Raw genomic sequence first — 18,616 nt, forward strand, 5'->3', positions numbered from 1 at the left:
CACAAAAAAATTTGAAGGAGTTTTGCAGGGCTTCTCCCTGCACCCAAATCTTTAGTTAAAAGACGGCAGTGTATATACCAACTGTAACTGTGTTTCTGTTTTCTCTGCCCATATCTGCCCTCCCATCTTATCCATAAAGTCTTTACAGATCACCATTGTGATCCCTTCCTGATGTACAAATAAATGGGCCGCCATCTCTGCTGTAACCTCCGGAGCCGTAGAAGTGAGCGTTACCTTCACCTGGTGGGCTTCCTTTACAGCCATGATACCAATTGTATGATTATCAGGCGAGAATGAAGCTGCATAATATAAGAGGCTACGGTTCACAAACTGTAACATTTCCGATTCTCCTGCCAGCAGGATATCATCGGCTATATTCAGTCCGACTGAGATTTGCCTGGTTATCAGCGCCGGCGCCATACCCTGCAGGATCTCTTCGAAAAAGGGTAGCAGGGGGCAAGCCATAGGGCTGTAAACAAACCCGGATAACTGGGACTTTATCCATCTTAATATGTTATCGAAAACAACCAGGGTATTGCGGGAAGAAACATCTACCTGATCTATCAATTCCTGTAATACTTCTTTGCCAGCATTATTCCGGAACATCACGGCCACCTTTATAATGTTGTTGAGCGGCTCTCTGAAATCATTGGCAATGATAGCAATCAGTTTATTCTTAAAATCATCATTGATCTGTAGTTGTTTGTTCTTTTCTGAAATGGCGGTGTTCATATCTGCCATGAGCAATTCCTGCTGCCGCAGGTTACGGTAAGAGCGGTAACGGGTGAAAGTAAATCCTCCCAATAACAACAATACGCCTGATAAAAGCCCGATCAGTATCTGCCGGTGTTCCTTTTTCATGTTGGTTTTTGCGATCTTCTCCTTTTGTACTTTGTTGCTCAATTGCCATTCCGTTAATGCCTGTTCCTTGAGAAAGTAATCCAGGTGATTTACCTGTATATTATTATTCATTTCCTGCCGGCGGCGAACTAATTCGTACAGCTCTTTTCCATAGGTTGCTGTTTTAGCTGCGTCTTTTTTATTTGCGTAGTAGTGGTATAAACTGGTTATGGCAGGTAAGATCAGGTCTGTATACCCTGCCTGTTCCGCCAACGCGAAGATCTTTTCTTTATAGGGTATTATATCTGTATTATGTCCGTTTTTAGTGTAGGTTTCAATATGCTCCAACATATCAATTCCAACGAAAATTAACCCTTCACTAATAGCCTGATCGGCCAGTTGATTGATCCTTTTCACAGCTCTGTCAGCTTCTCCCCTCTTCATCCATTCATCAGCCTCAATTGCTTCTATGTAGTAATGATTCCTGCTTCCCGGATATTTAGCCAGGATCTCCTTTGCTTTTTGAATGGCCCACAACACTGAATCCTGCCGGAGGCTATCTCCGCCAAAATGGATAGCGTAATTGATCAGTACTAATCCGTAGATTGAATCATTGGGCAGGTGTTTGCCCATGTTCATGGCCTGTTGCAGGAATATTTCTGCGATAGGGTCACTCCCTTCATAGTTATAATATACACTACTGTTCATCAGCACCTGGCATACGTTCGCAGAATCACCTAACTGGCGGTATAGTAACAAGGCTTTATAGTCGTATTCAATAGCCTGTTTCATGTTGGCTTTCAGTGCATAAAAGATGCTGAGGTTATTGAGGCCATCGGCCATGCCTTTTTTGTATTTCAGGCGGGTAGCTATATCACGGGCTTGTACGGAGAACAGGAAACAACTGTCTGCATTGCTCAGGTGATACTGCATACCTAACTGGTTCAATACATTTACATAACCAATACTGTCTTTTTTTGTAGCAAGGGTTTGCTTTAGTTCATGAATTACCTTGTTCTGCGCAGAGAGTGAACCGGCGAACATCAATAACAGGATCAATATGTAATGGAATATTCTCACGGTATCTGATGTTTTATCACCGGCAAGGTGTATGAAAATGTACATCCCTTATCCCGGTTATTAACTGCCTGTATCGTTCCGTTCATCTTATCCATAAAATCTTTACAGATAATCAATGCAAGACCAGCACCACCGTTGCTCCTGGGGGTATCCTGGTATTCGAATATACGCGCCAGGACTTCTGGCTGTATGCCTTTTCCTTCATCTTTAAAACATACTGTGAGTGCTCCGTTTTGCCTCGTTGCAAAAATGTGAATAGTGCCTGAGGCAAGACTAAACTTTACAGCGTTGTGCAACAAGTTACGGTGTACAAACTGTAACATTTCCCTGTCTGCCAGCAAAAGAATTTCTTCCGGCAACTGCATGTTTATTTGCAAAGATTTTTCTTCACAACCGTCTTTCAATGCCTCTAATGCTTCTCTGATCATGGTTGCAGGGCGACATGGTACAGGTGTATATACGAATCCACTTAACTGGGAATTTATCCAACGCAAAATATTATCAAATACATGTAGTGTATGTTCTGAATTACTTTCCAGTCTTTTGAATAATTTTGCTGCATCATCAAATGTCAGCAACTCATCTTTTAACAGGGAAGTGATATCTGTAATGTGGATCAGTGGCCCGCGAAAGTCGTGAGCAATGAGGCTTATCAGTTTATTTTTAAAATCATCATGCGTACGCAGCAGTATATTTTTATCACTGATCTCGCGGTTCTTTTCTCCCAGGTGTTTTGCATTTTTTCCTGAACGACGGTGAGAACGGTTTACTTCTATCAGCAATAAAACAGTTAACAGGAGTAATATGATGAGAGTGATGATAATGATATATCTGTCGCGGCTTGCAGTTGTTTTTCTTTCCAGCAGTTGCTGCTGATAATCGTGCTGCAGTTGCAGTTCTCTTAACTGTTTTTTCTGCATATAGTAATCTACATAATCCAGTTCTCCTTGTGTTTTGCTCTTATCCTGTTTTTCCATGATTTCTGCTATCACACTGCTGTAATGTGTGAGAGAATCTGCCGGTCCATGTTCTTCATAATAGGAGTAGAGGTCCAGTGCCTCTGCCAATATTGACTCACGGTATCCTGTCATCATCGCAATGTTCACCATGACCTGCCGATAATAATGAAGGGAATCGGCCTGATGCTGTAAACTTTTATATTCCGCCATTTGCGAAAGCCCGTATATAGCATGATAAGCAGATCCTCTGCGCAAAGCTTCTGCTGTAATTGCAGACAACTGAGCTATTGCTTTAGCGGTATCTCCCTTGTCCAGTAACTCATCTGCTTCCAGCATACCGGTCTGCAAGACCATACCTACATCCCCGTATTTATCAGCCAGCCTGCGGGCAGCACGCAATGCATTTATAGCGTCATTAGCATGTACACTATCGAAGCGGTATATAAAGTAGTATGCGGTAAGTACAGGGAAATAGAGGCGGTCCTTGCGTATATGGCGACTAATATCTATGGACTTTTTTATGTAGGGTAAAGCCTCCTGATGTTTACCTTCAAACTGGTAGTAAATACCTATATCCATATTCAACAGACACATACCGGCACTATCCCCCAATGCTTCATAGGTTCTCAATGCATCCTGGTAAAAGCGGAAAGAGAGGTAACCGTTCTCCCGGTAACCATAATAAGTACCCAGTGTGCGGTAAGCCTGCGCCTCTCCTTTTTTGTACCCGCTCTCACGGGCGGCATTCCTGGCGGCAGACAGGTAAAAGAAACAGGTATCCAGCTGACGATACAGATATTGTGATGCGAGCTTATTCAGGCTATCAACTTTTTGCTGCGCAGAAAGGTCTGGATACCGGGTAAAGCACCCGAAAAAAATTATTAAGCAAAATAATAGTGTGGTCTTTTTGATGCTAAAGTATTTGAAGTTAAATCTCAAAAACAAATCCTCTTCTTTTTAACTCTTCATACTGTTGCTTATCAAAACGATAAAGATATGCCCCCTTCTTGGAAGTGGTTTTATCCTTCTCCTCCAGTTTTTCCAGTATGTTCATTGATAGGATCTTCTTCCTGAAGTTACGTTTATCCAGTTCATGCTGATAAATCTCTTCGTACAGGCTGCGCAGCTGGGAAAGAGTGAACTTTTCCGGTAGTAACTCAAAGCCAATGGGATGAAAATGAGCATTTTCACGCAGTTTTTTAAGTGCATCGGCAATCATTTGCCGGTGGTCAAAAATCAGTTCCGGTATCTGGTGTAATTCCAGCCAGTGGGCTGCATATTGTTGTGCAAGGAAGTGATCATGTTCTGTGATACGGATCAATGCATAATAAGCCATGGAAATAACCCTTGCACCTGTATCACGTCTTACATTACCATAGCAGGCCAGTTGTTCCATGTAGATATTCTCCAGACCGGTCGTTTGTCTCAACACCCTGCCGGCAGCTTCATCAACGCTTTCTTCATTTTGTAAAAAGCCTCCCATCAATGACCATTCTCCCTGCATAGGATCTACTTTCCGCTGCATGATCAATAGTTTCAGCTTACCATTTTCAAAACCCAGAATTATACAATCTACTGCTACCAGGTGCTGAGGGACATTTGCATAAAATGATTGTGCACTCATTGAAATATTATTGTCTGCGTCGTTACAGTTTCCTGTTCTTCGCGAATTCACTGTAATCCGTAACGGGAATCTTGTTAATACCGGCCTGTCGCAACATAGTTACCAGCTGCCCCCGATGATAAGTGGCATGATTAAACACCTGCATCAGTATTTCTATAACGGTTGATTTGCCATATTGTTTCCGTGTATCATAATAAGCCACCACATGTTCCAGCTTCAGCGGGGTTGCTTTTTTCACCCATTCCAGGAACGATTGTGATTGCTCCTGCCATAAGCGGCAGGCTTCCTGGAAAGATCCATCAAAGCCGTCTGTAGGTTTTACAGCCTGCTCTGCAAGATGCAACCGCTGATACCAGAGACTTTCCACATCCCACATATGATAGGCGGTTTTGCGCAAACTACCAAAGCTACTGCCTGTTTCATGATCCAGTTGAGATTCCGGTAACTTCTTTAATACTTCTATCATCTTACCGTTTGCCCAAATATTATAAGCTGTGTAACTAAGCAGGATATCCTTCATGGATATTAGTTTTGTTTACTACCTTCAACAAAATACCAAAAATTACTCACATACAAATAATCAAAAGAATATGTCGGCTGTTACCATCAGGGATGTACGAAGAGAAGACTGTCCCCGGTTACTGGAACTTATACAGGAACTGGCGGAATTTGAAAAGGCTCCAGAGGCGGTTACTGTAACCCTGGAACACTTTACCAACGCCGGTTTTGGCGAAAAGCCGGTATGGAAAGCATTTGCTGCTGTTAATACAGAAGGAACCATTATCGGCTTTGCACTTTATTATATCCGTTATTCTACCTGGAAGGGCAGCCGCATGTACCTGGAAGACATTATAGTAAGTGAAGACTATAGAGGCAAAGGGATTGGCAGCCAGCTATTTGACAAGCTGATCGAAGAGGCCCGTGAAAAAGAATTAGGCGGGATAGCCTGGCAGGTGCTTGAATGGAATGAACCTGCTATCAATTTCTATAAGAAATACGGTGCTACATTCGACCCGGAATGGTGGAATGCAAGTATTACGGTATAAAGAAAGGCTCCAATATGGAGCCTTTTCTATTATTAGCTTATTCCGTTTACTACGGCATCTTTCTGAATCTTACCGATAAGGCCCTGTAATACCTTTCCGGGACCTGCTTCTGTAAAGCTGGTAGCGCCATCGGCCACCATAGCCTGTACAGACTGAGTCCATCTTACAGCACCTGTTAACTGATCAATCAGGTTTTGTTTGATAGCAGTTGGTTCGCTTACGGCCTTTGCTACTACGTTCTGGTATACCGGGCAGGAGGGTGTACTGAAAGTAGTCTGTTCAATAGCTGCTTTCAGTTCTTCCTTTGCAGGAGCCATCAGGGGGCTGTGGAAAGCACCGCCTACAGGCAATACCAGGGCTCTTTTAGCACCCGCTGCTTTCATCCTTTCGCAAGCTATTTCTATTCCCTTTATTGTTCCCGAAATTACGAGCTGACCAGGACAGTTATAGTTAGCGGCAACCACTATTTCCCCTGTCTCCTCACTCACTGCGGCACAGATCTCTTCTACCTTAGCATCTTCCAGTCCCAGTACAGCAGCCATCGTAGAAGGCTGTTTTTCACAGGCTTTCTGCATAGCTGTAGCCCTGATAAATACCAGGCGCAATGCATCTTCAAAGGTAAGTGTCCCATTCGCTACCAGCGCTGAAAACTCTCCCAGGGAATGACCTGCCACCATATCCGGTTTAGCAGCGGGTTCTGCACATAAAAAGGCGATTACGCTGTGCAGGAACACAGCTGGCTGAGTCACCTTTGTCTGCTTCAGATCTTCCTCAGTACCGGTAAACAGGATATCTGAGATACGAAAGCCAAGGATTTCATTGGCCTTTTCAAACAGTTCTTTTGCTTTGGGATTGCTGTCATACAGGTTCTTTCCCATTCCGGTAAACTGGGCACCCTGACCCGGGAAAACGTAAGCGTGTTTCATCTGGATTGATTTACGGTTGCCAACCAGACATATGCATTAATGTTTCTACATATATCTTCGTGATTGGATTGCAAATATTCATACTCTTTGTGATATATCAAAATAAAAAACCCGACGCTGTCAATAACAGCACCGGGTCTAAAGTTCTGAATATCTTAAATTTTACTTGCCGATCAGGTTAGCGCTGATCAACCGTAAAAATTCGCTTCTTGTAGTGTTATCCTGGAATTGTCCGGAAAACGCGGAGGTGGTAGTCGTAGAATTCTGTTTCTGTACCCCACGCATCATCATACACAGGTGCTGTGCTTCTATCACCACTGCTACACCTTCCGGCTGCAGAGTTTCCTGTATGGCATCCAGGATCTGATGCGTTAAACGCTCCTGTACCTGTAACCTGCGGGAAAACACGTCTACCACACGGGCCAGCTTGCTGAGACCTGTGATATAGCCATTAGGAATATAGGCAATATGAGCTTTACCAAAGAAAGGCAGCATATGATGCTCGCACATGGAATACAGCTCTATATCTTTTACAATCACCATTTCACTGTATGATTCAGTGAATTTCGCTCCTTCCAGTATCGCCTTTGCATCCTGCTGATAACCTACCGTCATGTACTGCATGGCTTTGGCCATACGTTCCGGCGTCTTCAATAACCCTTCCCTTTCAGGATCCTCTCCCAGTAAATGTATAGCGTTTTTGTAATTCTCGATAAGCCCGGAAGTTACCTTCTCATCATATGATTCTGTCTTACTATATGCCATCTCGATTATTAAACTTAATTAACAAATCCTTACTTACTATTACCAAAATACTCCACATAAATGCGTGGAGTCTCATATAACTTGATACAATGTAAATGCACGCCAGCAGGCAGATGCGGCGTTAACTGCTCCCAGATGCCAATAGCCAGATTTTCTGCAGAAGTAAACTTACCCGCCATGAAATCCACATCCATATTCAGATTCCGGTGGTCTATCTTTTCTGTTACCTGGTCTTTGATTATCACACCCAATGTTTTAGCATTGAACACAAAGCCGGTTTCAGGATCAGGATCTCCTTTTACTGTTACGTGTAGCTCATAATTATGGCCATGCCAGTTCTCATTAGCACACTTGCCAAACACCTCTTCGTTCTTTTCCTTGCTCCAGGCAGGATTGGACAACTTATGCGCGGCATTGAAATTCTCCACACGCGTTAAATAGATCATTATTACCCTTTGATTTTCCGCAAAAGTACGACAATTAGACCAATAGTCCTTTGTACACTATCCCCCCCCTTACTAATCAAAAACCCCTAAATTTGCACCATGAAAATACTGGTTACGGCCGCCACTCCTTTTGAAATACAACCGTTTCTGGACCACCTGGCCAAACAAAACTATCCTGATTGTCAGATAACTACGCTCATCGGTGGCATTGGCATGATGCATACCGCCTTCCAACTGGGACGACAACTCACAAAACTGCGCCCGGATATAGCGATCCAGGCTGGTATTGCAGGCTGTTTTGACCATTCCTGGGAAATGGGCAAGGTGGTGATCATTGATAAAGAACAGCTCGGTGATCTGGGTGTGGAAGACGATCATGCCTTTAAAGACCTGTTTGACATACAGTTATGGCAACCTGATATGCCTCCTTTTACCAATAAACAACTGGTTAATCCCCTTGATAATCTTCCTTTTATACCGGAATTACCCAGGGCATCGGGTGTTACCATTAATACCGTAAGCGGCAGCGAACGTACCCGTAACCTGCTGGTAGACAAATATGCACCGGAAGTAGAGAGTATGGAAGGCGCCGCCTTTCATTATGCCTGTTTACTGGAGAAAATTCCTTTTTTACAGCTCCGCAGCATTTCCAACTATGTAGAAGTAAGGGATAAAAGCAAATGGAACATTCCACTTGCCATCAGAACATTGAATGAATCATTGATTAAATATATTGAACAATGGAACTAACACTGGGTTTTTCACCATGTCCTAACGACACATTCATCTTCGATGCCATGGTGAACAAAAAGATTGATACGAAAGGCTTAACATTCAAGACTCAGCTCGAAGATGTGGAAACACTGAACAAGCTGGCGATGCAGGGAAAACTGGCTGTTACCAAACTGAGTTTTGGTGTATATGCGAAAGTAAAAGACCAGTACGAATTACTGAACAGCGGCAGCGCATTGGGAAGAGGTTGCGGACCATTACTGATTGCCAGGGAACATATTCCTGAAGAGAAAATCAAGGATTGCAAAATTGCGATTCCCGGAGAAAACACTACCGCGAATCTGCTGTTCTCTATTGCATATCCTGAAGCAAAAAACAAAGAGATCCTGGTATTCTCTGATATTGAAAATGCAGTACTGGACGGACGTGTGGATGCTGGTGTGATCATTCATGAAAACAGGTTCACGTATCAGTTAAAAGGGCTGGTAAAGATTATTGATCTGGGTGAATACTGGGAAAATACTACAGGCAGTCCTATACCTCTTGGAGGGATATTTATACGCAAAGATATTCCTGATCATATCAAACAGGAAGTTGATCAGCTGATTCACGACAGCTTACAATATTCCTATCAGCACTATCCTTCTCTTTCTTCTTATGTGACTGAACATGCACAGGAAATGGATGAAAAGGTGATGCGCCAGCATATAGATCTGTATGTAAATGATTTCAGTCTTGGACTGGGTGAAGCTGGTAAAGCAGCGGTAGACAGGCTGATGGCGGTTAACAGATAATATTAATAAAGAGGCTGTTTATAACAGCCTCTTTATCCCAATGCTTTTTTATATACTTCCAGTACTCGCTTACGTGCATCTTCATGCACAACGATTGGTTTTACATATGTCAGCTCTTCAAATTCAGGTACCCAGGTTTTTATATACTTTAAATCCTTGTCGAACTTTTGTGTTTGTAATGCAGGGTTAAATACCCGGAAATAAGGTGCTGCATCACAGCCACAACCTGCTGCCCATTGCCAGTTTCCATTGTTTGCAGACAAATCATAATCCAGTAATTTCTTAGCAAAATAAGCCTCTCCCCAGCGCCAGTCTATCAACAGATGTTTCGTTAAAAAGCTGGCGGTAATCATTCGTACACGGTTATGCATAAAACCTGTTGTATTCAGTTCTCTCATGCCTGCATCTACAATCGGGTATCCTGTTTCTCCATCACACCAGCGTTTGAATTCTGTTTCATTATTACGCCATTTGATGTTGTCATACTCCTTACGGAACGACTGATTCACTACATGCGGGAAATGCCATAAGATCATCTGAAAGAAATCTCTCCATATCAATTCACCCAGGAATGTATCGTTCAGATGTGTTGCTCTTTCTGCCAGTTCGCGTACACTTATTGTCCCGAAACGCAGATGCAATCCAAGATGGGAAGTGCCTGGCAGATCCGGGAAGTCACGTGTCTGATCGTATTTTTCTATCAGGCTATCCTTTACTTTTATTGTGGGAAAATGCCGTTCACCAGCCTGGAAGCCGAGTGTACGCAATGCCGGAATCTTTTTAATTTTTTGCTTATAAAAGTTGCCGAAATACTTTTCTGTAGCATAAGGACGCAGATAAAAATCGTTTAATAAGTCCTTCCATTTTTTACTGTAGGGAGTAAAGATTGTATAGGGTTCTCCATTATCTTTCAATACTTCGTTACGGTCAAATATCACCTGATCTTTATACTGATGGAAAGAGATATTCTTTGCTTTCAGCATTTTAGCGATAGTGGCATCCCTCTTTGTAGCGTAAGGTTCATAGTCGATATTGGCGAATACCTCCTTTACATCATACTCTTTTATATAATACTGAAAAGCTTCTGTGGGAGTACCGTAAAATACGTCCATTGTACTTCCCAGCCGGGCCAGTTGTCCCTGTAGTTCTTCCAGTGTATCATGGATAAATGTAACCCTGCGGTCATGTTTATCTTCAAGATCATTAAGAATATAGGAATCAAATACGAATACCGGCACTACAGGGTTGCCGGACTTTAAAGCATGGTATAGCGCGGCCTGATCAAGCAGACGCAGATCACGGCGCAACCAGCATAAATTTACTGTTGCAGGCATAAAGTGGGTAGTTTTGCAGTTCTCGGTTACACGTACACAATCAGCAGCAAGATAAGTCGGAAAAAATTAAAATAGTGGTACTAAAAGAATGCCACTGCGGCGCGTTTTCAGTCTTTATCAGTAGTTGTTTTACAATATTCCTTCGTGCAATAATTCGTGGATAATTACTGCCGAAGCATTGCCGTAACTACTGTCGCGAAACATTCCTACCCAGCGGATACCGGTGATGGCATTAGTGAGGAATATTTCATCTGCATTTTCGAGGTCTTCTATTGTGAGTGGTTTTTCTATAATGCGGAAAGGAAGGTCCATTTTCATGAGGTGTTTACGCATTACACCACAAACACCTCCTTCAGACAACGGTGGCGTTATAAGCTGTTTGTGATGTACAATGAACAGGTTGGCGGTTGTTGTATCGGCAATACGTCCATAAGGGTTCAGCAGAATAGCTTCGTTAATACGATGCTGCTTCGCATACATGGCTGCCATTACATAAGGCAGGCAATTATTTGATTTGATAGAAGAAAATTTATCGCAACTTATTTTTGCATCGGGGAAGACATCTATTTCCAGTCCTGCATCATTCAGCTCCAGGACTTTTTTGTCCAGGTCCCAGCTTTGAATAATGAAATAAGGCGTATTATTAACCGGATCATATAAGCCGCCATCTGCACGGAAAATAGTCAATCTTACCCTGGCCAGCTGATCATGGTTATTCCTGGTACATAAGTCCATTACCAGTTTTGTAAAATATGCTTTTGTAAAGTGTAAAGGAGGCGCAAAATGCAGGAGGTGCAGGCTGGCCATTAGCCGTTCGAAATGAAGATCTGCGAGCAATACTTCACCCTGGTACACCCTCATGGTTTCAAAGCAACCATCTCCATAACGAAAAGAGCGGTTATCGGCCGTTAAAATGGTGTCTGAGGCCGGCACGAATTTCCCATTGTAACATAAATACCCTGGTTGCACATCGAACACTTTAACTGTGAAAAGGACTGTTAAGTTACGGAAAATTAATGGGTTAAAAACAGGTGGCGGTCATCCCGGTAAGAGTCCAGGACAACCGCCTTTTTTTACATAGGACAGGGGTCCTTCCCAGGCCATAGCCGGAGATGAACACTTGTCCTTATAAATTATTTTTTTGCTGCGTACAATTGTCCAAACCTGAAACCGATAAATACATCAGTCTGTTTGGATTTTGTTAGGTTGTTATAATTTAGAGGAAGGAAGAAACCGTATTTACAACCTTCATAACGTGGTATTACTGAAAACACTGAATAATACTGCCCATTGTAAGGTTTGTTGGCCCCATTGGCCAATGCTATCTTAACATAAAACTTATTATGCAAATGATAATCTACATCAATATGTGAAGTTGATGGCAAACTTACTGAATATTTAATGGATACAGTTTTGGTCATAGACACAGATTAAGGATAAATAGGACAGCAAAAGAACAAAACTATTATACAATATATATTTTTACAATATAAAATCCTATAATAATCCATTATACTTTTTGTCTCTTTGATTTAAAAGATAGGCAGACACACTGTGTAGTGTCGCTAACGTGCTGTAAGACAATTCATTTGTTCACTGACAATCTGGATGCATGTGCATCATTAATAATTTTGCTCTGGCTTCTTGTTCACTTAGATATAAATGCTCTCTAACTAATGCTCCGATAATAATAGAATAATTCCTAACAGCTCTTGACAGGACAAAGATGCTTTATTTGTAGCTTAATACAATAGCCACTTATGGGTATTGCTAATTTCAGGAAGAATACTTATAGGTGTAACAAAGACACTTCAATAAAGTTGCATTTCGGGTATCTCCCCTTCGACTATCAGTCGCCCGGCAGTTTTAGCTATAATCTCTTCCACGCTTACACCTGGTGCACGTTCCAATAACCGGAACCCCTCTGGTGTGATGTCTAGTACTGCCAGTTCAGTTACTACCTTTTTTACACAACCAACCCCTGTAAGAGGCAGGCTACATACAGGTAATAATTTACTTTCCCCTTTAGGATTTGTATGCATCATGGCTACAATGATATTCCTGGCAGCAGCTACCAGGTCCATTGCTCCACCCATTCCTTTTACCATTTTCCCGGGGATCTTCCAGTTAGCAATATCTCCTGCATCAGAAACTTCCATTGCTCCTAATACAGTCAGATCCACCTTTCCTGCCCTTATCATTCCAAAGCTTTCTGCCGAATCAAAATAACAACCACCCGGCAATAATGTAACTGTTTCCTTGCCTGCGTTAATAAGATCAGCATCTATCTCATCTTCTGCCGGATAAGGTCCCATACCTAACAGCCCGTTCTCCGACTGCAGCATAATGGAGATACCCTGTGGTATAAAATTAGCTACCAGCGTAGGAATGCCTATGCCTAAGTTTACATACATACCGTCACGCAGTTCCTGCGCTATTCTTTTAGCTATACTATATTTATCTAAAGACATATTGATTCTGAGGTTTAAGGTTGGGAACCGTTAATTCATTTTCACCGTTTTCCGTTCAATACGTTTTTCATAATCACTGCCCTGGAATATGCGGTGTACATAGATACCAGGAACGTGTATATTATCGGGGTCCAGTTCTCCGGGTTGTACCAGGTGTTCTACTTCTGCAATGGTGATGTTACCGGCTTTTGCCATTGAAGTACTAAAGTTGCGGGTCGTTTTACGGAAAACAAGGTTACCCATTGTATCTCCCTTCCAGGCCTTCACCATAGTAAAATCGGCATGCAGTGCCAGTTCCATCAGGTAATGCTTTCCATCGAATACACGTGATTCCTTTCCTTCAGCGATCTCTGTACCATAACCTGCAGGTGTAAAGAAGGCGGGGATGCCCATGCCTGCCATCTGTATACGGGTGGCCAGCGTACCCTGGGGGATCAGTTCCACTTCCAGTTCACCGGAAAGCAGTTGCCTTTCAAATTCAGCATTCTCCCCTACATAAGAAGACATCATCTTTTTGATCTGTCTTGTCTGCAGCAATAGCCCCAGGCCAAAATTATCAATACCAGCGTTATTGGAGATGCAGGTTAACTGCTGTATACCTTTGCGTACTAACGCAGATATACAGTTTTCCGGAATTCCGCAAAGGCCAAATCCACCCAGCATTAGTGTGGCCCCATCCCGGATGTCATGCAATGCCTCATCGGCATTTGCTACAACTTTGTTCATGTTTTGGTGTTTTGTGCAGAGAGCTTATCGTTTGAGTTCCACCCTCTTATTTTTCTTAACAAATGGAATAATAGTATCGCGTACGACTGAAATTAGCACATTCTTACCAAATGGCAAAGGTGTCTGCGGATTGTTGATATACTCCTTTATCAGCGTGCCATTCTCTACTGCATCCTTCTCTGCAGTAACTACATCTTTCATCATGTCATATACCTCTCTAAACCTGTCAGGATGACTTTCATAAAAGTCATAGCTTTTCCTGAACTGTTTTACAGTCAGTTTATGCAGCTGTAATATCTGGGTATAATATATTTTCACTTTGTCCTGGCGCACAGAATCCGGCAGCGGCATACCATGATCACCGCTTTCACTACTGTATACATCAGCCAGATTCATATCTATCAGCACATCCCTCATTTCTTCCTTGGAAAGGACACCCTCAGGAACCCTGTCGGCCTGTCCACAGGCAATAGTAAACAGCAAAAGAAAAACGATAACGATCCTATACATAAAATATTTTCCTCTTAATACAGTACAAAGCTATTTCATCTGCTGGTATTTTGCAGCATTGGTTACGTCCATTTGTGCAAGTAACTGGGCTGCACGGGATTTTTCCTGTGGGGGAGCTTTGGAAAATATCTTTTGCAGTTCGTCCGATTTGGAAGTAAAGAAGGTCGCCATCAGCATAGAGTTAGGGATATCCTGATATACTGCATATAACATGTTCAGGCAGTTCATGACCGCACCTCGTCCTTTTGTCATATCATCATACATCACATCCAGTCCCTGCCTGTGGTATTGATACATCACATCATGAAAACGGCTGAATTTTACATTCAGCAGGTTATCCTGCAACCAGTAGCGGTTACGGTTACCTTCAAAAGGTTTCCATCCTGCTATATCCTTACCATCCGGTGCATTACTTACAATGTTCAATGCCTTTTTGAAAAACGCATCACCACCACGGGGAGAAAAAGAGTCGTTATCCAGTCCCAGGATGATGTAGGCATAATAAGCCAGGGTAGCCGTTAAATTAGATGCCAGCGGATCATTCCCTACTACACGGTTATCACTGAATTCCAGTGGCTGGAATTCAACATAACGGAATACGATGTTATTATCCTGCATGTTGAGCAGACTGCTTACATATCCGGAATTAAATACCGGACGTGTGGCCTGTATGGTGAGTGTAGCTTTGTATTGGTTACCACCCATATCACCTGTGATGTTGAGCAGGAAATTACATTCTATCCGTTCAGCAGGTGTATATACATCATCAGACCAGCGACGGCCATTCATAAACTCCTTGATAGAATTTTGCAGGGTGGTGAACATCTTCTTATCAGAACCGCTTATCTGGTTACTGTTAACGGTAACATTTACACGCAGTTCCTGTGCCTGTATTGACACAGCAGTAAACAGTATTATCAGTAATAAGAAGCCCGTCTTCAATTGTAGATTATTTACCATTATACAGATTTTCATACGTTCCGGCTTTGGAGAATGTCTGTTATTGCAGTAACAATATCCTTTGCCACTTCCTGTTTGGATTTCAGGGGCAGGTCTTTTGCTACACCGTTACGGTCAAACAGGGTTACTTTGTTGGTATCATAGTTAAACCCGGCACCCGGATCATTCAGGGAATTCATCACTATCAGGTCCAGGTTCTTTTCACGTAACTTCTTTAACGCATACTCCTTCTCATTATTCGTTTCCAGTGAAAACCCTACCAGCACCTGCCCTGCGGGACGGTCGGTTCCCAGCGTACGCAGGATATCCTGTGTTTTCTCCAGTTCCAGTGTCAGCTCATCTCCTGCTCCCTTTTTGATCTTCTTATCTTCCACAAACTTAGGGCGATAATCAGCAACTGCTGCGGCCATTACTACCACATCAGATGTGTAAAAATGTGCTTTGCTGCTGTTCAGCATATCCGCAGCTGTTACCACCCTGATGGTGTTTACAGTGGAAGATAAGTGAGTAGGTCCCAGTACTAATGTTACCTCTGCACCAGCAGCTGCCAGCGCTTCTGCAATGGCAATACCCATCTTCCCACTGGAATGATTGCTTATATAACGTACAGGGTCGAGTGGTTCTTGTGTAGGACCAGCAGTAACCAGGGCTTTTTTCCCGGTTAATGGTTTTTTATCTTCAAAATGAGTGTGCAGGTAGGTGACGATATCTGCCGGTTCAGCCATACGGCCCTCTCCAAACAGTCCGCTGGCCAGTTCTCCTTTCTCTACCGGCAGTTGTTTATGCCCGTAAGACAGGAGTTTTTCAATATTATGGCGGGTAGCTGTGTGATGCCACATATCTTCATCCATAGCCGGCGCAAAAAGCACAGGACAGGTAGCAGAGAGATAAGTAGCCAGTAACAGGTTATCACAGAAGCCATTAGCCATTTTGGCAATGGTGTTGGCAGAAGCGGGAGCTATCAGCATTACATCTGCCCAGCGCCCCAGCATAACATGGTTATTCCAGCTCTGGTTATCGCTGATGGTGACAGGTACTTCGTGTTTTGATAAGGTAGCCAGTGTAAGAGGCGTAATAAAATCACAGGCGGCCGGGGTCATAATCACTTTCACATCAGCACCTTCTTTTACCAACAGCCGGACAATGGTAGCCGCTTTGTAAGCTGCAATACTGCCTGATACGCCGAGTAAGATCTTTTTTCCTTGAAGCATATAAATAAAATGGCGGCAGAATGTTATTTCTGCCGCCATGAAGTTAGATATTTTTCAGTCATTACTTAACTATACAGGTCGTCATCATTTCTTCTGAAATAGATCTTGTCTTCCAGAAATTCCTGTGTAGCCTGGATAGCAGGATTAGCCATTCTTTCGTAGAAACGGGAAATCTCTATCTGCTCCTTGTTCTCATGCACTTCTTCCAGGTTATCTGTATGGCTGGCAAATTCTTCCAGTTTGGAGTGCAGCTCTTCCTTTACAGATATGTTGATCTGATTGGCGCGTTTGGCTATTACGGCAATAGATTCATACAGGTTACCAGTTTTGCTCTTAATCTCGGTAGTACTTTTGGTTTCCACCATCGGATTAATACTACTGGTCAGGCCTCTTTTTATTTTGCTCATTCTCCAGGGAATTATATTGTTTATTAATTGATGTTGTCTAAGCTTGATCTTTTATGCTCGGGCTTGGTATAAGACTCGAGTATTTTGATATTGCTTTGTGCTAAGTTATAGTATTTTTCGGCATCAGGCTTCAAATGACTATCCGGATAGTGTTCTGCAAAGTCCAGGTATTCGGTTAAAACGTCATCGTAGCGTTCTTTCTGCTTATCCATGATACTATGTTCAGCATATTTGAAGTAAGCCTTGATAGCCATGTATTTATAATCATCACTCTTATCAGAATCCGGGTAGTTACGCATCAGGCTTTTGAATGAAATAGCAGCTGATTTGTAATATCCCAGGTTATAATAGAGTTCTGCACTGTTGAATTCTTTCTTTTCCAGTTTTTTACGGCATAATTCGATCACCAGGTTAGCTTCAGCTACTTTATCGGAAGTAGGGTAGTTATTGATGAAGGTCTGCAGGGCAGCAATTGCCTTTTGTGTATTTGTCTGGTCCAGGGGTATTTTAGGAGATTGCTTGTAGTAGCAATAAGCCTGCATATAGTCCATTTCAGTGGCGCGTGGGCTGTTCGGGAAGTTATCCAGGTAGTTCTTAAAATAGAAACCAGCCTGTACATAGTCCTTTAACTTATAGGAGCAGTAGCAATACTTATAATATATAGGTTCATACTTTTCAGTACCCTTATATACCTGAAACAGCGATTCGTATAATCCCTGAGCTGAAGTCCACTTCTTTTTTTCGTAAAGTTTGTCGGCATAAGCAAGCTTGGCCTCATAGTCCTTACTTTTTTCAATTCTACGCAGCTCCACATTACAGGAAGAAGCTATAACTACTAATAAAAGACTGATGTATATGAGAATTTTCCGCATAAATGTGGGCAAAGTTAAGAATTAAATGTAAATGTAAGATAGGGAAGGAATTGAAGCTGTTAAAATTTTGCAAAAGCCGGATACCCCACTTTTTACCACAATGGGTTAAAAATGATCTTTCCGGAGTCTTTTATGGTATACTGGTATAGTTAATCTATACGCTAACCGCGCACTTTTTGTCTTTAAGTGCGGGAATGTACCCGATGAACATGACGGAGAATGAACCACATAGCAGTTTATAAACAAATTAACTACTGTTTTGAACAATTTATCCACATTTGCATTCACACTATCCACATTGAGCCATGAAAAAAGGTGCTATAACTCACTCCTACAGGCATAAAGGTGCTGTGGAAAAAATATATATTCCAATTACTCGTTAGAGAGTGGGAAAAAGTGTTATTTTGTGTTAGGAAATGGAATTTAAGGACTTTCTCCCCCAAGTATGACAGGTTTTCTGGGTGAATACGAGGCTACGCTAGACGCAAAGGGGCGCTTTTTACTACCTGCTGGATTTAAAAAACAGCTTGCAGAAAGCGCCGGAGACCAGTATGTCATCAACCGGGGGTTCGAAAAATGTTTGTCTTTATATCCCATGAGTGAATGGCAGCCAATTTTTGAGAAGATCAGCAAGCTGAACGACTTTGACCCGAAAGTTAGGGAATTCCGCCGCTATTTCCTCAATGGTGCAACCATTGTTGAACTGGACAGTGCAGGAAGATTATTATTACCAAAAGGCCTGATGTCGTATGCCAACCTTGAAAAAGACATTGTACTGGCAGCGGCTTCAAATAAAATAGAGATCTGGGATAAAATAAAATACCAGGAGTTCTTTGAAAATTTTTCACCAGGATCGTTTAGTGATCTTGCTCAGCAGGTAATGGGAGGTGGAGATAACAACATTTCGATTTAA

The 18,616-nt window shown here is 42.4% G+C and carries 21 protein-coding genes; 4 read left to right on the forward strand and 17 right to left on the reverse strand.

The genetic code is table 11. From position 1 onward, the window contains the following. Nucleotides 1–51 precede the first annotated feature (51 nt). The 4 genes from BMW86_RS04930 to BMW86_RS04945 are packed head-to-tail and all read right to left on the reverse strand — an operon-like array spanning nt 52 to nt 5,023. Nucleotides 52–1,965 (reverse strand): sensor histidine kinase, encoded by a 1,914-nt coding sequence (locus tag BMW86_RS04930; protein ID WP_089779520.1) that lies wholly within the window; start codon nt 1,963–1,965, stop codon nt 52–54. Further along, nucleotides 1,917–3,818 carry an ATP-binding protein gene (locus BMW86_RS04935; protein ID WP_089779521.1) on the reverse strand — a complete coding sequence of 634 codons (1,902 nt, stop codon included), beginning with the start codon at nt 3,816–3,818 and terminating at the stop codon, nt 1,917–1,919. Before BMW86_RS04935 ends, BMW86_RS04930 begins: the two co-directional genes overlap by 49 nt. After that, nucleotides 3,808–4,503, reverse strand: coding sequence for an NUDIX hydrolase (locus tag BMW86_RS04940; RefSeq protein WP_089779524.1), 696 nt, complete (start codon nt 4,501–4,503; stop codon nt 3,808–3,810). The genes BMW86_RS04935 and BMW86_RS04940 overlap by 11 nt, the downstream gene beginning before the upstream one ends. A 22-nt stretch (nt 4,504–4,525) precedes the next feature. Further along, nucleotides 4,526–5,023: a DinB family protein gene (locus BMW86_RS04945; protein WP_089779526.1), complete on the reverse strand. Its 498-nt coding sequence runs from the start codon at nt 5,021–5,023 to the stop codon at nt 4,526–4,528. Between the two features lie 70 nt (nt 5,024–5,093). Here BMW86_RS04945 and BMW86_RS04950 point away from each other — a divergent pair, with 70 nt between their 5' ends. After that, on the forward strand, nt 5,094–5,549 hold the full coding sequence (locus tag BMW86_RS04950) for a GNAT family N-acetyltransferase (protein ID WP_089783565.1): 456 nt from the start codon (nt 5,094–5,096) through the stop codon (nt 5,547–5,549). Between the two features lie 32 nt (nt 5,550–5,581). On the opposite strand, the gene fabD is transcribed toward BMW86_RS04950, so the two are convergent. From fabD to BMW86_RS04965, 3 genes are all read right to left on the reverse strand, one after another. After that, the gene (gene fabD / locus BMW86_RS04955) at nt 5,582–6,475 is read right to left on the reverse strand and encodes an ACP S-malonyltransferase (RefSeq protein WP_089779528.1); all 894 of its coding nucleotides are present in this window, start codon (nt 6,473–6,475) and stop codon (nt 5,582–5,584) included. Between the two features lie 162 nt (nt 6,476–6,637). Beyond that, nucleotides 6,638–7,240: a GTP cyclohydrolase I FolE gene (gene folE, locus BMW86_RS04960; RefSeq protein WP_089779530.1), complete on the reverse strand. Its 603-nt coding sequence runs from the start codon at nt 7,238–7,240 to the stop codon at nt 6,638–6,640. A 29-nt stretch (nt 7,241–7,269) separates the two neighbouring features. Next, complete coding sequence (locus BMW86_RS04965; RefSeq protein WP_089779532.1) at nt 7,270–7,686, reverse strand: 6-pyruvoyl trahydropterin synthase family protein; 417 nt, start codon at nt 7,684–7,686, stop codon at nt 7,270–7,272. Nucleotides 7,687–7,785: 99 nt separating this feature from the next. On the opposite strand from BMW86_RS04965, the gene mqnB reads away from it, so the two are divergent. Further along, nucleotides 7,786–8,436, forward strand: a complete 651-nt coding sequence (gene mqnB, locus BMW86_RS04970; RefSeq protein ID WP_089779534.1) for a futalosine hydrolase — start codon at nt 7,786–7,788, stop codon at nt 8,434–8,436. Continuing rightward, on the forward strand, nt 8,427–9,212 hold the full coding sequence (locus BMW86_RS04975; RefSeq protein WP_089779536.1) for a 1,4-dihydroxy-6-naphthoate synthase: 786 nt from the start codon (nt 8,427–8,429) through the stop codon (nt 9,210–9,212). Before mqnB ends, BMW86_RS04975 begins: the two co-directional genes overlap by 10 nt. Nucleotides 9,213–9,244: 32 nt before the next feature. Here BMW86_RS04975 and BMW86_RS04980 read toward each other — a convergent pair whose 3' ends face one another. The 10 genes from BMW86_RS04980 to BMW86_RS05025 all read right to left on the reverse strand — a co-directional run bounded on the left by BMW86_RS04980 (nt 9,245) and on the right by BMW86_RS05025 (nt 17,703). Continuing rightward, the gene (locus BMW86_RS04980) at nt 9,245–10,546 is read right to left on the reverse strand and encodes a cryptochrome/photolyase family protein (RefSeq protein ID WP_089779538.1); all 1,302 of its coding nucleotides are present in this window, start codon (nt 10,544–10,546) and stop codon (nt 9,245–9,247) included. 129 nt (nt 10,547–10,675) lie between these two features. Continuing rightward, entirely contained in the window at nt 10,676–11,515 is an 840-nt protein-coding gene (locus tag BMW86_RS04985; RefSeq protein ID WP_143056486.1) for an aminotransferase class IV, read from the reverse strand. Between the two features lie 164 nt (nt 11,516–11,679). Continuing rightward, nucleotides 11,680–11,967 carry a hypothetical protein gene (locus BMW86_RS04990; protein WP_089779540.1) on the reverse strand — a complete coding sequence of 96 codons (288 nt, stop codon included), beginning with the start codon at nt 11,965–11,967 and terminating at the stop codon, nt 11,680–11,682. 390 nt (nt 11,968–12,357) lie between these two features. Then, nucleotides 12,358–13,017 (reverse strand): 3-oxoacid CoA-transferase subunit B, encoded by a 660-nt coding sequence (locus tag BMW86_RS04995; protein ID WP_089779542.1) that lies wholly within the window; start codon nt 13,015–13,017, stop codon nt 12,358–12,360. Nucleotides 13,018–13,047: 30 nt separating this feature from the next. Next, nucleotides 13,048–13,743 (reverse strand): CoA transferase subunit A, encoded by a 696-nt coding sequence (locus BMW86_RS05000; RefSeq protein WP_089779544.1) that lies wholly within the window; start codon nt 13,741–13,743, stop codon nt 13,048–13,050. A 24-nt stretch (nt 13,744–13,767) separates the two neighbouring features. Further along, nucleotides 13,768–14,253, reverse strand: coding sequence for a DUF4296 domain-containing protein (locus tag BMW86_RS05005; protein WP_089779546.1), 486 nt, complete (start codon nt 14,251–14,253; stop codon nt 13,768–13,770). A 30-nt stretch (nt 14,254–14,283) separates the two neighbouring features. After that, nucleotides 14,284–15,228, reverse strand: a complete 945-nt coding sequence (locus BMW86_RS05010) for a type IX secretion system protein PorD (protein WP_089779548.1) — start codon at nt 15,226–15,228, stop codon at nt 14,284–14,286. Then, entirely contained in the window at nt 15,225–16,424 is a 1,200-nt protein-coding gene (coaBC, locus tag BMW86_RS05015; protein WP_089783566.1) for a bifunctional phosphopantothenoylcysteine decarboxylase/phosphopantothenate--cysteine ligase CoaBC, read from the reverse strand. The genes BMW86_RS05010 and coaBC overlap by 4 nt, the downstream gene beginning before the upstream one ends. Before the next feature lie 65 nt (nt 16,425–16,489). Then, nucleotides 16,490–16,831: a DNA-directed RNA polymerase subunit omega gene (locus BMW86_RS05020; protein WP_089779550.1), complete on the reverse strand. Its 342-nt coding sequence runs from the start codon at nt 16,829–16,831 to the stop codon at nt 16,490–16,492. Nucleotides 16,832–16,854: 23 nt separating this feature from the next. Continuing rightward, nucleotides 16,855–17,703, reverse strand: a complete 849-nt coding sequence (locus tag BMW86_RS05025; protein ID WP_089779552.1) for an outer membrane protein assembly factor BamD — start codon at nt 17,701–17,703, stop codon at nt 16,855–16,857. Between the two features lie 445 nt (nt 17,704–18,148). Here BMW86_RS05025 and mraZ point away from each other — a divergent pair, with 445 nt between their 5' ends. Continuing rightward, nucleotides 18,149–18,616, forward strand: a complete 468-nt coding sequence (gene mraZ, locus BMW86_RS05030) for a division/cell wall cluster transcriptional repressor MraZ (protein ID WP_089779554.1) — start codon at nt 18,149–18,151, stop codon at nt 18,614–18,616.

Source organism: Chitinophaga sp. YR573, assembly GCF_900110995.1.
Taxonomy (GTDB): Bacteria; Bacteroidota; Bacteroidia; order Chitinophagales; family Chitinophagaceae; genus Chitinophaga.